Here is a 13646-nt window from a genome sequence, read left to right on the forward strand (position 1 = left end):
GGTAATTCCTTACTGGCTGTAAGGGGTATTAACCATAAATATATTGTAGTAGTAGGAGGAAAGGCGAAATGAAAAAAATATTACTTGCAGGGGAGTCATGGATGAGTTATACGACTCATGTAAAAGGTTTTGACAGTTTTTATACTTCAGTTTATGAAACCGGAGAAAAATGGCTGAAGAAAGCGCTGGAAGATGGAGGCTATGAAGTAACTTTCCTACCGAACCACGTGGCAGCGGAGGAATTTCCGTACACATTGGAAGAATTGAAACAATATGATGCAGTTATCCTTTCGGATATAGGGGCCAATACACTGCTGCTTCCGTGTGCCACTTTCACAAAAAGCGTAAAAATGCCGAATAGGGCAGGGCTGATCCGTGATTATGTACTTGACGGAGGAGGACTTTTGATGATTGGCGGTTATCTGACATTCTCCGGGGTGGACGCAAAGGGAAAATGGCATGATACACCGGTGCAGGAAGTGCTGCCGGTAGAAATATTGACAGTTGATGACCGGATGGAACACTGTGAGGGGATACGACCGATTACGGTCAAAGAGCATGCTGCTTTGAAAGAAGTAAAGTCTAGCTGGCCGGAAGTATTAGGTTACAATAAGACAATTGCGAAAGCAGATGCAGATGTGGCAGTCTTGGTAGGAGAAGATCCTTTTATTGCTTTTGGCACGTACGGGAAAGGAAGAAGTGCAGTGTTTACTTCAGACTGTGCACCGCACTGGGCACCGCCGGAATTCTGTGAATGGCCAGAATACCCGGCAGTGTGGCAGGGCATTGTAGGGTGGCTTACAGAAAAGGAATAACATAAGATTCAGGAGGCAGGACAGATGCAAAGCTACAGTGAAGAAGAATTTTTGAACAAAGTCCTTTCCATTGGCAGTGTCAACGGAAGTGACGACGAACGGATTCTGGCGGAGTTTCTGGCAAACTATTTGAAAGCATGCGGAGTGAATGCTGTGGTTCAGGAAATTGGAAAAAAGCATGCCAATGTTATTGCGATGCTGGAAGGGAAGTCGGAAGAAAAGATTATTTGGAACGGGCATCTGGATACGGTTCCATATGGAAAAATTTCTGAATGGAGTACGGACCCTGCCGTTCCGGTAAAAAAGAATGGATGCATCTATGCCAGGGGTGCAAGCGATATGAAAAGCGGATTGGCCGGGATGGTATATACGCTGGGAAATATGAAAAAACGGGGGTATGTGCCGAGACAGACGATTTACTTTTTTGGGACGTGCGACGAAGAAAAAGGAGGGAATGGAGCAGAGCAGATCCTGAGAGATGGACGGATGGATGACGCCATACTTTTGCTGATCGGAGAACCAACCGGGCTCAAAATAGGAAGTGCGCAAAAGGGCTGTGTCTGGATGGAGATGCAGGTTCGGGGGCGGACAAGCCACGGGGCCTATCCGAAGGAAGGAGTTAATGCAATTGAGTATGGCATGCAGATCTTTTCAGATATCAAAAGCGCACTGGAAACAAAAAGCCATTCCCTCCTTGGGAAACCCACAGTTCAGATTACTGGCATTTCTGGTGGGATCGCTCCGAATATGACCCCGGACGAAGCGGATATTCGCATGGATATCCGCATCATACCTGGAATGACAGAGAAAGATGTACTGTACTGTGCGGAAGAAGCAAAAGAGAAATACGTGCGGCAGACAAAGGGGGTACTGACAGCAAAATTCAGGATCGAAAACAAAAGGAGGGCAATTGAGACGTCCGAGGATGATTCCTGGATCAGGAAAATACAGTGGGGACTCAGATGTATGAAAATTCCAGATGAAAAAATCGGGATTCCGTTTTTTACGGATGCGTCGATACTGACAAGGAATGACACGACAATTCCTGTCATCCTTTTCGGCCCTGGGGAACCTCATCTTGCTCACAAACCGGATGAATATGTAGAGGTAAAACAATATATCCGGTATATCCAGCTGTTAAATCAAATATTTTAACCAATTTTTGGCAAAAATAAGGTATAGTATACATATACAGCTTCGACTTATAAGGAATACTAGATTGGACGGCGTATGAGAAAAGTATTTGATGGGGTTGAAAAGATTGAGAACAACAATTAAGGACATTGCCAATTATACAGGATTTTCAGTGACGACGATCTCGCTTGTCCTGAATAATAAGGCACACAAAATACCAAAAAGCACAAAGGATACTATTCTGGATGCAGCAGAGAAATTAAATTATCATCCGAATCAACTTGCTGTAGGTCTGGTAAAGAAGCGCACAGATACGATCGGGCTGATCATATCAGATGTCAGCAATGTGTTTTTTTCCAATCTGGCAAAAGGAGTGGAAGACGAGTGCAGAAAAAAAGGCTGGAATCTGTTTCTGTGCAATACGAATGACAAACATGAGAGAGATTTATCTTATATACAGATACTGGCAGACAAAGGAGTGGATGGCATTCTGTTTTGTATGTCTTTGGACAGCGACAAAAAAAAGGCAATGGAGAGTATTGCACTTTTAGAAAAACTGAAGATGCCCTTTGTGATGATTGACCGCTTCCTAGAAGAAGCGTCCTGCAGCTCGGTCATTGTCAATCATATACAAGGCGGATATGCTGCCTCAAAATATCTTCTGGAACAGGGACACAGAAAAATTGGATGCGTAACCGGACCGCAAGAACTCGAAGATTCAAGGGATCGTCTTACTGGATATCAGAAAGCGCTGAAAGAGTACGGAGTCCCATATCGTCAGGAACTGATTTATGAGGGAAAGTATGATTCGGAAAGCGGATATCTGGGAGCAAAATACCTGACAGAACAGAAAGCGACAGCAATCTTTACATTCAACGATATGTCAGCGTACGGAGCATACAATTATTTGAAAAAACAGAAAATTCATGTCCCAGAGCAGATTTCTCTAGTGGGGTATGATGATATTTTTTTCTCAGAACTTCTTGACGTACCGCTCACTACAGTCAGACAGCCTGTCTATGATATGGGAGTGGAGGCTGTCAAACAGCTTGCAGAAGAAGTGGGAAATGAACGGAAATCTCAGAAATGTATTACATTCCAGCCATCTCTCATCATCCGGGACAGTGTGTCTGTATGTAGAAAAGAGGAGTAGCATGAAGATATTGAATTACGGTTCACTAAATATAGATTATACATATCGGATTCCGCACATCGTCGCCCCAGGAGAGACAATCACTTCGCAGTATCTCTCTGTATTTCCAGGAGGGAAGGGACTGAATCAGTCCGTGGCACTTGCAAAAGCGGGAGCCCAGGTTTGGCACGCGGGAATGATCGGGGAAGACGGAGAATTTCTGAAGCAGATTTGCAAAAAATCAGGAGCAGATACAAGGTTTATATCTCAAGTCGAAACAAGAACCGGAAATGCAGTAATCCAAGTTTCCGACGAAGGTCAGAACAGTATCATCCTTTTCCCAGGGGCTAACAGAATGAATACGAAAGAAAAGGTAGATTCTGTACTCGATTTTTTTGAACCAGGAGATTTTTTACTTCTTCAAAATGAGATTAACCTGATCGGATACCTGATTGACAAGGGCAAAGAAAAAGGAATGACGGTTATCTTGAATCCGTCTCCTTTTGACGAAAATCTGCAGGAAGCCGATTTGAAGAAAGTGGACTTGTTTCTCATCAATGAGATAGAGGGACGACAGATTACCGGAAAGAACGAGACAGAAGAAATCTTGGCGGAAATGAAAAAGTGTTATCCCCGTGCGGGAGTCGTACTCACACTTGGGAGTGAGGGAGCTATATATCAGGACACTCAGGAAATATGGAGACAGAAGGCATATGAGACTAAGGCGATTGACACTACTGCGGCGGGAGACACGTTTACAGGATATTTTTTGGCTGCTATGATGGAAGGAAAGAATAAGGCTCAGGCATTAACAGAAGCTTCCTATGCTGCAGCTATAGCAGTGTCAAGGAAAGGAGCTGCAGTCTCCATACCTGAAAAACAAGAAGTGATCTATGGGATCGCAAATCAGAAAATAGTATAAGAGAAAAATCTGTAAAAGGCCCGGGGAAGAGAAAAGTTTCTTCCCCGGCCTTTTGCTGGCTTGGTTTTGGCATAAAAAAGTGGCTGGGGGAGGAGCCCCAGCCGTGGAGAAAATTATGAAAAAGAAAATTTTTATTTCAACAAGTTGTTTTCCTTGTCTGATTCTATAGTACACTGCATTTGTGACGAAAATATGAGAAAAAACAAAAGGAATTGTGAATATAAAGTAAAGATAGACGAAAGTCATGCCTGCCATTGATATAATTCTCCAATCTGATAAGAGCTGGATTTTGGGAACCGGCTTTTGAGAATGAAAAGAATATGCTAGAATAGAAACACAGATAAAATAGTTCCAATGGAGGGAAAAAGAGATGGAAGACAGAGTAAAGCTTCAGCAGTACGAAAAGATGCAGAAAGCCATTCAGAAAAGGTACGAGGATGCATGTGACAAATTGGAGGAGATGAAAGAGGCAGGAAGGACAAAATCTGCTACTTACCGACAATATATGGGAAATAAGATGATGTATAAAAATATGCTGGACCTCTACGCATTATACGATCTGAAAGAAGAGTGATGATATGGAACAGATGACATTGTTTGATGACAGAAGAGAGACTGTCCCTCTGGCAGCCAGACTCAGGCCGGCAGGACTGGAAGATTTTGTGGGACAGGAACATCTTATTGGAGAAGGGAAGATCCTCAGACAACTCATAGAACGGGATCAAATTTCCTCCATGATTTTCTGGGGCCCTCCGGGCGTGGGAAAAACGACGCTTGCAAGCATCATCGCAGGAAAAACAAAAGCGGAGTTCGTAAATTTCAGTGCGGTCACAAGCGGGATCAAGGAGATCAAAGAAGTCATGCAGATGGCGGAACAGAGGAGAAAGATGGGGCAGCGGACGCTTCTTTTTATAGACGAAATCCATCGTTTTAATAAGGCACAGCAGGATGCATTTCTGCCGTTTGTGGAGAAAGGGAGCATTACCCTCATCGGTGCAACAACGGAGAACCCTTCTTTTGAGATTAATTCAGCTCTGTTATCTCGCTGTAAGGTATTTGTACTCAAAGCGTTGGAAGAGAAAGATCTTGTATGTTTGCTGCACCATGCGCTTGAGAAAAAAGAAGGCTTTGCGGAACAACATGTCAAAATCACAGACAGCCAGTTGGAAGCGATTGCCGCATTTGCCAATGGAGATGCCCGTACAGCGCTCAACACACTGGAGATGGCTGTGCTCAATGGCGAAATACACGCCGATGGGATCTATGTCACGGAGGAAGGAATGGAACAGTGTATCAACAGGAAATCTCTTCTGTATGATAAGACGGGGGAAGAGCATTACAATCTCATCTCCGCCCTGCATAAATCCATGCGAAACAGCGATCCCGATGCGGCTGTATACTGGATGATGCGGATGCTGGAAGGAGGAGAGGATCCTCTTTATATTTCCAGGAGGCTGATCCGGTTCGCTAGTGAGGATGTGGGGATGGCGGACAGTCAGGCGCTTCAGGTGGCGGTGGCGGCATACCAGGCTTGTCACTTTCTCGGAATGCCTGAATGTGATGTGCACCTGACGCATGCGGTCATTTATTTATCCCTGTCGCCCAAGTCCAATGCACTTTACCGAGCGTGTGAATCCTGCAAAGCAGATGTCAGGACGAAGAGAGATGAACCGGTGCCCCTGGTACTTCGAAATGCTCCTACAAAGCTGATGAAAGAGCTGGATTACGGAAAAGGGTATCAATATGCCCATGATACAGAAGAGAAACTGACTCATATGCAGTGTATGCCGGATTCCATGAAAGGGAGAGAATACTATTTTCCTACTGAAGAAGGAAAAGAAAAAGCATACAAAGAGAGACTTGCTGCCATCAAGGAATGGAAGGAAAAATAGCAGCGCTTTTTAAACTATAAACGGTATCCTATTTTCTTTTTTCCCGTTTCCTGTATTTCAGAGGAGTGCAGCTGTATGTGTCCTGGAATTTCCGTATGAAATTCGAGGTGTAGCTGTATCCTGTCTCACGGGCGATTTCCGCCACAGACTGTTCGGTGGTACAGAGCAAACTGGCAGCCAGAGACATCCGCAGAGAAGAGACGTATTCTCCGATTGTCATATGGTAGTAGTGGGAGAATCCGGCTTTTAGCTTCTGTGGCGTGATCAGAAGCTGGCGACTTAAAGAATCGATGGTAGGAGGATTGCGGAATTGCTCCGTGAGAATATCTCTGGCAGTTTGGATACAATGAAAATCATTGGCGGTCAATGCAATCTGCCGTCGATCTTTTCCGACTTCTATGGTACCGTAATCTACTTGTCGAGAGAAAGCGTTCTGCCCATCTGGATCTCCGCTTTCGAAGATTGCGGCCATACATTCGAGGATCGCTGCCTCCAGATGCAGCGGATTTAATCTCCCGGTACGGTCCAGATAGAGCATTCGGTGCAGGACCTGCAGAATATGTGATGGCAGATGGTAATAAGTGTGATTGGGAATAAAATAATCCGAAAGGCGAAAATCAGGGTATGCTGCCTCCAGTTTTCGGACAAAATCTGGATAGATCGTGATTTCTGCGCCGTGAAAATGCTGCCCTTTTAACCATTTTTGTATACCGTGAAGTTCTTTTTCGTAGACGAGAAAGGCAGACGGCAGAAAGGCAGAAGCAGACTGATGATCCAGCTGGAATCTTGTTGTGCCGTCATATACGATTCCGAATCTCAATAGAGGCTCACTATTGTCAAAGCGTATCGTAAAATCGTGTCCTATCGTGTAGTCAGCAATCCCGAAATCATAAAGATTCTCTTTTTGATAAAAGCGAAAAGAGCTTCCGTCTGAGTTTTGGTAATGTGTAAAATAGGTCTGTTTTTCTGCATGAAAATCGAGTTCTCGCAGCACAATGTCTCTGAACTGTGCCGCGTTGTCTGAAAAAAACATAAGATTCCCCTTTCAAAAAATATGATAAAAGATGATAAAATAATCAAAAAAGATGTTTGTATTGATTTATGGACATGGGTTTGTTATAATGCCCTACGTAGTTAGCTAAGACTAACACACGGTAGTATATTACAACAAATAAAAGGAGAAGTACAGATGAAAAAGAAATTTTTTGCAATTATTATGGCCGTAATGGCAACCTCTGTAATTCTGGCAGGATGCCAGGGAAAAGACACAAAAAAGCAGGAAGAAACCGGTAAAAAGGCGGAAACAGTGACAGTTCAGGATGCCAAAGGCAAGGTGGAGATACCGGCCGATCCGAAACGGATCGTGGACTTGAGTGGAAACAGTGACATCCTTTCTGTTCTTGGATATTCAGTGGTAGGTACAGCTAACTCAGATGCGTACGATTACACAAAATTTCCGTCATACCTGGAAGAAACACTGGATGGAGCCAAGATTCTCGGATACAGTATGCAGGATACGATGGATGTGGAAGGAATCCTGGAATTAAATCCGGATCTCATCATTATTTCCAATGTACAGGAAAAGATGTACAGTCAGCTTCAGAAAATTGCACCGACGGTTATGATTGAACTTGCACAGATTGACTGGAGGGAGGACATCAAGGCCTTTGCAAAACTGATGAATAAAGAAGAAAAGGCAGAAGAGTGGCTGAAAACATATAAAGAGAAAGCGGAAGAAACAGGAAAAGCGATTCGGGAGACATACGGGGAAGATACAACGTACCTGGCTCTCCTTGCAAGCGGTGGACAGCTCTTTGTCTTTGATGCGGCAGGGATCGGCGGTGTAATGTACGATGACATGGGACTGAAAAAACCGGAAAATATGCCGCAGCAGGAGAATATCAGCCTTCCGGTCATCAACTATGAAGGGCTTGCACAGATCGATGCAGATTATCTGTTTGTTGTCGGGACAGAGGAAGATATGGAAAGTCTGAAAGGGAACAGTATCTACAACAGTATGAGAGCCGTCAAGGACGGGCATGTGGTGGAGCTGCCATCCAGCCCATATTTCAATATCGGATACAGCTGCATTGGACAAGAAGTGTTCCTTAAAGAGTTTTCCTCTTTGATGGAGAAATAGACAATGAAGAACAAGTCTTGGATTTTGACAGCAGCGGGAACGCTGCTGTTGTTCGTAGGAATCATCGCATCCATTCATATAGGTGCAAAAAAAATTCCGCTTTCGGATATCTATCACGGGTTGTTTCACTATGAAGGGACGCTTCACGATCAGTTGATCAGGAATGTCAGACTTCCCCGGACAGTATGTGCAGTCTTAGCCGGAGGAATGCTGGCAATGACAGGGACTATGATGCAGGGAGTGCTTAGAAATCCTGTTGCAGAGCCGACTGTTCTGGGGGTTACCCAGGGAGCGACGCTTGCGGTGTCCATCTCTTCGGTGTCCGCTTTGGCAGGAGGCGTCTATGGGAATTTTTTCATGGCTTTGACGGGTGCGGCCATAAGCGGAGGGATGATCCTTCTGTTTACAATGAAAAGTGCTGCAAACCAAAGTATTTCCAGAATTCTTCTGGCAGGGACTGCCTTAAGTACCTTTTTCCTTTCCCTGGCAACAGTGGCTGCGCTTCTTGGAAACCGGTCTCAGGAACTGGCCTTCTGGGTGGCCGGAGGATTTCGTCAGGCTGGATGGATCCAGGCGGCATTTCTCTTTGCTGTTGGCGGAAGCTTTAGCATCCTTGCCCTCTCATTATCAGGGAAGATCAATCTGATCAGTCTTGGGGATGAAGCTGCCATAGGGCTTGGTGTTGCCCCGGAAAAAGTAAAAAGAAAGACCGTACTTTGCATCATCCCAATATGCGCTGTCTGTGTAGCGGCGGCTGGAAATATTGGATTCGTAGGACTTTTTGTTCCTCATATCATAAGAAAATTGAACGGAAATGATTACAGAAAACTCATGCCGCTCTCTTTCCTGTACGGAAGTGTCATCCTTGTACTGGCAGATATTGCAGCGCGGACGATCCTGGCTCCGTATGAACTTCCGATCGGACTATTTACCGCATGTATCGGCGTGCCGGTATTCTTGTGGCTTGTGAGAAAGGAGAAAAAATAGATGAAGAAAGCAAAATACAAAATTGCAGTGTTAGTTTGTATTGTCCTTCTCCTTTTGACAGTAATCATCTCCCTGATGGTTGGAAGCTACCAGATGACTCCAGGGGAAGTGATAGGAACTTTTCTTGGAAATGGAGACAGCATGCAGCGATTTACCATCTATGAGCTTCGTCTCCCAAGAGTCGTCCTTGCAGTTATTGTGGCATCCGCCCTTGGCGTTTCCGGCGGAGTGCTCCAGGCTGTTACCAGGAACCCGTTGTCCGAGCCGGGGATGATCGGGATCAATGCCGGTGCGGCTCTTTTTGTAGTGCTGTGGATTTCGGCTGGAACGAGCGCATACTATTCGGAGTTGGCGGCGTCAAAGGCATTTTTCATGCCGCTTCTCGCCATAATGGGGAGCCTTCTTACCGTTGCTGTTATTTATCTGTTTTCGTATAAACGGGGAATCCGGCCGGTGCGTTTTATTCTTACCGGAGTCGGGGTCAACGCAGGAATCACGGCTGTGATTTCTTTTTATCAGCTCAATATGTCAAAAGGAGACTACAATCAGGTCCTCACATGGACAAATGGAAGTCTCTGGGGGAGCAGCTGGAACTATATCATCATCACACTGCCGCTGATCCTCGTTTTGATCTTTTTCATTCTGTTCCGGAGCAAGGTACTGGATGTACTGGCTCTTGGAGATGAATTGGCTATGGGGGTAGGAGTATCCCTTCAGCGGGAAGTACTTTTCTTTCTCATTCTTTCATCCTGTCTTGCAGCCATCGCTACGTCTGTGGCCGGGAATATCGCTTTTTTAGGACTCCTGGGTCCTCAGATCGCGAAGCGTCTTGCCGGGCCATCTCACAGAAAGATGCTGCCTTTATCTGCAGGGGTCAGCGCGGTCATTCTTGTGGCGGCTGACACAGCGGCACGGAACCTGTTCTCCCCGATCGAGATACCAGTGGGAATCATCGTATCCATTGTGGGAGTTCCGTATTTTATTTATATTATGTTAAAAGGAAAATAGGAGGCGTTTATCGATGCGAATCGAAATAAAAAATCTGCAGGCTGCATATGAAGATCGCATTATCATTCCGCACGCGGATCTTGTGATACCGGAAGGAAAGATTACGATGCTGATCGGCCAGAACGGATGTGGCAAATCCACGCTTTTGAAAACAATAGCCAGGATTCTCCCGGCGAGAAAAGGAGAAGTTCTTCTGGATGGAAAGAATATAAAAAAGATAGCACAAAAGGAGATTGCAAGGAAGATGGCAGTACTACCGCAAAGTCCGATTGTTCCGGAAGGTATCTCTGTAAAAGATCTGGTAGGATACGGCAGATTCCCGTATCAGAAGCCTATGTCCGGACTTTCGCGAAAAGATCATGAGATTGTGGACTGGGCCATGGAAAAAACGGGAGTGTATGGCCTGAAAGACAGAAAAGTAGAAGAACTCTCCGGAGGCCAGCGGCAGAGAGTGTGGATCGCGCTGTCACTTGCGCAGAAGACAGAAATCTTGCTTTTGGACGAACCTACTACTTATCTCGATATGGCACACCAGATAGATATTCTTGAACTGCTGAAGAGGTTGAATGAAGAAGAAGGAGCGACGATCGTGATGGTTATCCATGAACTGAATCATGCATCCAAATTTGCACACCATATCGTCGGAATGAAAGAGGGAAGGATTCTTGTTGAAGGGAAGCCTGGGGATGTGGTCACAAAAGAAAATCTCAGAGATCTCTATGAAATCGAAGCGACACTGCTTGAAGATGGCGAGAATACCTATCCTGTCTGTATCGACTATACCCGGATCGGGAAAGAAAAAAACCGGAAACACTGATCATTCAATGCCTCCGGCCTTTTGTAAGCAGATAACGGGAGTCGAACCCGCCTTTCCAGCTTGGGAAGCTAGCGTTCTACCGATGAACCATATCTGCATACATACAGTATATCACGGGGAAAATATTTTGCAATATGAAACGAGAAAATTTTATCTTTTCCTTCTCGCTCCATGATTCCTTTTTGGGATAATATGAATGGAGTCAATAGGAAAGAAAAGACTGCGGAACTGGTGCTTCTCACAGAGGACCATCCGCAGTCTTTTTACGCATATGGATACGAAATCAATGTTTGTTTTCTTCTTTTGGAAGAATGAGATTCAGGATGATTGCCGTAATTGTGGCCAGCACAACAGGAGATTTTCCAAAAATCGTAGTTACCCATTCCGGGAAAGCGGAAAGGGATGCAGGTGCCTGAGTGACGCCCATACCTAATGCGACTGCAAGACCAACAATAGCGGAATTGCGGAAGTTCATTTCCTGGCGCATGATGAGTTTGATACCAGTCATAGCGATGGAGGCAAACACGGAAATTGTGGCTCCCCCAAGGACACACTGTGGAATCGTTGTGAGAAGACCGCTGAATTTCGGAAGCAGTCCCGCGATCATCAAAATGACGGCGGCAAGTCCAAGGACACATCGGTTGACAACTTTTGTTGTTGTTACGATTCCCACGTTCTGGCTGTAAGTGGCAGTCGGGAGACCGCCGAGAAGGGCACACAGGATATTGGAACACCCATACATCATGATACCGCCCTGGAGTTCTTTATCTTTTGGTTCCCGATTCATACTTCCTACTGTAGTTGCGGAAAAGTCGCCGATGGCCTGGATTGCATTGATGGCAAAAAGTACGCCGATGGCCACGCAGGCTGAAGGTTCAAACTTGATCCCAAAATGGAGTGGCTGCGGAAGCTGGAAGATTCCGGCAGACTGAATTCCTGAAAGATCTACAAGACCAAGGCAGGCAGCAAAGATATATCCTGCGATGATGCCGATCAGGATGGAAGCAAGTTTTAAAAAGCCTTTGGCAAAGTGATTCAATGCTGTTACGACAGCCAGCGTAAAGAATGCTGCCAGCCAGTTTTTCCAGGAACCGTAGGAAGGGCTTGAAGTACCTCCGGCCATGTAGTTGATAGCAGTCGGATAAAGTGAGAGGCCGATTGTAAATACGACCGTTCCGGTAATGATCGGAGGGAAGAGTACACGGATCTTCCGGATAGAAATCCCCACGAGCAAGGCGATCACTCCGCCGACGATCTGGGCCCCGAGGATGGTACCGACATCATAACTTTCGGCAATGGCCTGCATACTAGGAACATAGGCAAAACTGATTCCCATGATGACAGGCAGGGCGGAGCCAAGCTGAAATTTTTGGGTGCGTACAAAAGGAAAGAGCTGCAGCAGTGTGGAAAGAGCCGAGGTAAAGAGAGCTGCCTGGATCAGAATGACTCGGTCTGTGTTGTTGAGACCCGCTACACCAGATACGATGATAGCAGGCGTTACACATCCTACGATCATAGCCACAACATGCTGAAGCGCCAAAGGAAACGCCTGCCCGAACTGCGGCACACCATTCAGTTCAAATACAGACGCACGCTTGCCGATAGACGGCTTGTTAGAATTAGACATGATTTCCTCCTCAGTATGTTTATACTTTTGTTAAAAAATTTACATCTACTACTTTACACAAAGTTGATGAAAAAAGCAATCTTTTTCCGAGTTTGAAAGCAAACGCTGGGATTTCCTAAAAAAGTAGTATATAATAATAGAAAGAGAAGCAAGTAAAGATAAGCTGTCATATGAAATTAAAGAAGGTGTTTCTATGAAATATGAAGGGCAGATCTGCAGAGGACCGATGGAGCGGAGTTCGTTTATGCTTCCGGTGGCCGTGGGCTGTGCATACAACAGATGTATCTTTTGTACCTTGTTCAAGCATCTCAGTTACAGGGAACTTCCGATGAAGCAGATCGAAGAAGAACTGGCACGAGTGCGGGAGGCGGGAGGCAATCCGAAGACCGTATTTTTGGGGGACGGAAATGCATTTGGGCTCTCTGCAGACCGACTTTTGGAGATCCTGGATAAAATCCATCAATATTTTCCAGGATGTGAAAGTATACATATGGATGCAACGGTAACAGATGTAGGGCGAAAGACTGACAGAGAGCTTTGCAGGCTTTATGAAGAGGGAGTCAGACATCTGTATCTGGGAATTGAAAGTGGGCTTGATGACGTTCTGCTATTTATGAAAAAAGACCACACACTTGAACAGGCGTACCGGGAAATCAGACGGATGAAAGAAGCTGGCCTTATCTATGATGCTCACATTATGACTGGAGTGGCGGGTAAGGGACGAGGAATAGAAAATGCAGAACATACGGCTGCTTTTTTCAATAGGACGAGGCCGAGGAGAGTCATCAATTTTTCCATGTTCCTGCACGAGAGAGCGCCCCTTTTCCGGGAAATTCAAAACGGCACATTCTGTCCTGCTGATGAAAAGGAAAATCTGATGGAAGAAAGAAGGCTGTTGGAGATGATAGAGACAGACGCTCTGACATATGATGGATTTCATGATTTCATAGAATTCCGTGTAAGAGGAGAGCTCCCAAAGGATAAAGAGAAGATGCTGAGAAAGCTGGATGAGCGCATTGAAGCAGAGACGGAGGGTAAAGTTGCAATTGTGTCCTGAGAAACTTAAGATGGAATGTTTTTAGAAGAGAAGACTTCAGAAAAAGACCGCGTTTACGCGCAATGTCATTAAGTTAAGGAAAAATAATTAGATTCTTATATTAGAAATAATATAG

13 protein-coding genes and 1 tRNA gene are annotated in these 13646 nt (G+C 45.2%); 11 read left to right on the forward strand and 3 right to left on the reverse strand.

Annotated features, from left to right (window positions below; translation table 11 throughout):
- The first annotated feature begins 68 nt into the window (after positions 1 to 68).
- The 6 genes from ACLROL_RS11420 to ACLROL_RS11445 all read left to right on the forward strand — a co-directional run bounded on the left by ACLROL_RS11420 (position 69) and on the right by ACLROL_RS11445 (position 5895).
- Positions 69 to 815, forward strand: a complete 747-nt coding sequence (locus tag ACLROL_RS11420; protein WP_087199439.1) for a glutamine amidotransferase — start codon at positions 69 to 71, stop codon at positions 813 to 815.
- A 24-nt stretch (positions 816 to 839) separates the two neighbouring features.
- Positions 840 to 1970, forward strand: a complete 1131-nt coding sequence (locus tag ACLROL_RS11425; RefSeq protein ID WP_413067866.1) for a M20 family metallopeptidase — start codon at positions 840 to 842, stop codon at positions 1968 to 1970.
- A 106-nt stretch (positions 1971 to 2076) separates the two neighbouring features.
- Entirely contained in the window at positions 2077 to 3102 is a 1026-nt protein-coding gene (locus tag ACLROL_RS11430) for a LacI family DNA-binding transcriptional regulator (protein ID WP_413067875.1), read from the forward strand.
- A gap of 1 nt (position 3103) precedes the next feature.
- Positions 3104 to 4003: a ribokinase gene (locus tag ACLROL_RS11435; RefSeq protein ID WP_087199443.1), complete on the forward strand. Its 900-nt coding sequence runs from the start codon at positions 3104 to 3106 to the stop codon at positions 4001 to 4003.
- Between the two features lie 370 nt (positions 4004 to 4373).
- Positions 4374 to 4577: a hypothetical protein gene (locus ACLROL_RS11440; RefSeq protein ID WP_413067867.1), complete on the forward strand. Its 204-nt coding sequence runs from the start codon at positions 4374 to 4376 to the stop codon at positions 4575 to 4577.
- 4 nt (positions 4578 to 4581) lie between these two features.
- Positions 4582 to 5895: a replication-associated recombination protein A gene (locus ACLROL_RS11445; RefSeq protein ID WP_413067868.1), complete on the forward strand. Its 1314-nt coding sequence runs from the start codon at positions 4582 to 4584 to the stop codon at positions 5893 to 5895.
- 28 nt (positions 5896 to 5923) lie between these two features.
- On the opposite strand, the gene ACLROL_RS11450 is transcribed toward ACLROL_RS11445, so the two are convergent.
- Positions 5924 to 6928, reverse strand: coding sequence for a helix-turn-helix transcriptional regulator (locus ACLROL_RS11450; protein WP_413067869.1), 1005 nt, complete (start codon positions 6926 to 6928; stop codon positions 5924 to 5926).
- A 156-nt stretch (positions 6929 to 7084) separates the two neighbouring features.
- Between ACLROL_RS11450 and ACLROL_RS11455 the strand changes: the two genes are divergently transcribed.
- From ACLROL_RS11455 to ACLROL_RS11470, 4 genes are read left to right on the forward strand one after another with little or no spacing between them, the layout of a single operon-like run.
- Entirely contained in the window at positions 7085 to 8035 is a 951-nt protein-coding gene (locus ACLROL_RS11455) for an ABC transporter substrate-binding protein (protein WP_413067870.1), read from the forward strand.
- Positions 8036 to 8038: 3 nt separating this feature from the next.
- Positions 8039 to 9022 (forward strand): FecCD family ABC transporter permease, encoded by a 984-nt coding sequence (locus tag ACLROL_RS11460; RefSeq protein ID WP_413067871.1) that lies wholly within the window; start codon positions 8039 to 8041, stop codon positions 9020 to 9022.
- Positions 9023 to 10030 (forward strand): FecCD family ABC transporter permease, encoded by a 1008-nt coding sequence (locus ACLROL_RS11465; protein WP_413067872.1) that lies wholly within the window; start codon positions 9023 to 9025, stop codon positions 10028 to 10030.
- Positions 10031 to 10043: 13 nt separating this feature from the next.
- Positions 10044 to 10847: an ABC transporter ATP-binding protein gene (locus ACLROL_RS11470; protein WP_413067873.1), complete on the forward strand. Its 804-nt coding sequence runs from the start codon at positions 10044 to 10046 to the stop codon at positions 10845 to 10847.
- A 26-nt stretch (positions 10848 to 10873) separates the two neighbouring features.
- Here the strand turns inward: ACLROL_RS11470 and ACLROL_RS11475 are convergent.
- Together ACLROL_RS11475 and ACLROL_RS11480 are read right to left on the reverse strand one after the other, a co-directional pair.
- Positions 10874 to 10944 (reverse strand) — tRNA-Gly (locus tag ACLROL_RS11475).
- A 186-nt stretch (positions 10945 to 11130) separates the two neighbouring features.
- Entirely contained in the window at positions 11131 to 12474 is a 1344-nt protein-coding gene (locus ACLROL_RS11480; RefSeq protein ID WP_087199459.1) for a uracil-xanthine permease family protein, read from the reverse strand.
- Between the two features lie 193 nt (positions 12475 to 12667).
- Between ACLROL_RS11480 and ACLROL_RS11485 the strand changes: the two genes are divergently transcribed.
- On the forward strand, positions 12668 to 13531 hold the full coding sequence (locus ACLROL_RS11485; RefSeq protein WP_413067874.1) for a radical SAM protein: 864 nt from the start codon (positions 12668 to 12670) through the stop codon (positions 13529 to 13531).
- The last annotated feature ends 115 nt before the right edge of the window (positions 13532 to 13646 follow it).

Origin of the sequence: Sellimonas sp. (assembly GCF_047234585.1) — a bacterium.
Taxonomy (GTDB): Bacteria; Bacillota; Clostridia; order Lachnospirales; family Lachnospiraceae; genus Sellimonas; species Sellimonas caecigallum.

Excerpts from the sequence above, each read along its gene's own strand:
- ACLROL_RS11420 (WP_087199439.1), top strand. The coding sequence starts at position 69 with ATGAAAAAAATATTACTTGCAGGGGAGTCATGGATGAGTTATACGACT.
- ACLROL_RS11470 (WP_413067873.1), top strand. The coding sequence starts at position 10,044 with ATGCGAATCGAAATAAAAAATCTGCAGGCTGCATATGAAGATCGCATT.
- ACLROL_RS11440 (WP_413067867.1), top strand. The coding sequence starts at position 4,374 with ATGGAAGACAGAGTAAAGCTTCAGCAGTACGAAAAGATGCAGAAAGCC.
- ACLROL_RS11450 (WP_413067869.1), bottom strand. The coding sequence starts at position 6,928 with ATGTTTTTTTCAGACAACGCGGCACAGTTCAGAGACATTGTGCTGCGA.
- ACLROL_RS11465 (WP_413067872.1), top strand. The coding sequence starts at position 9,023 with ATGAAGAAAGCAAAATACAAAATTGCAGTGTTAGTTTGTATTGTCCTT.
- ACLROL_RS11455 (WP_413067870.1), top strand. The coding sequence starts at position 7,085 with ATGAAAAAGAAATTTTTTGCAATTATTATGGCCGTAATGGCAACCTCT.
- ACLROL_RS11425 (WP_413067866.1), top strand. The coding sequence starts at position 840 with ATGCAAAGCTACAGTGAAGAAGAATTTTTGAACAAAGTCCTTTCCATT.
- ACLROL_RS11480 (WP_087199459.1), bottom strand. The coding sequence starts at position 12,474 with ATGTCTAATTCTAACAAGCCGTCTATCGGCAAGCGTGCGTCTGTATTT.
- ACLROL_RS11485 (WP_413067874.1), top strand. The coding sequence starts at position 12,668 with ATGAAATATGAAGGGCAGATCTGCAGAGGACCGATGGAGCGGAGTTCG.
- ACLROL_RS11435 (WP_087199443.1), top strand. The coding sequence starts at position 3,104 with ATGAAGATATTGAATTACGGTTCACTAAATATAGATTATACATATCGG.
- ACLROL_RS11445 (WP_413067868.1), top strand. The coding sequence starts at position 4,582 with ATGGAACAGATGACATTGTTTGATGACAGAAGAGAGACTGTCCCTCTG.
- ACLROL_RS11460 (WP_413067871.1), top strand. The coding sequence starts at position 8,039 with ATGAAGAACAAGTCTTGGATTTTGACAGCAGCGGGAACGCTGCTGTTG.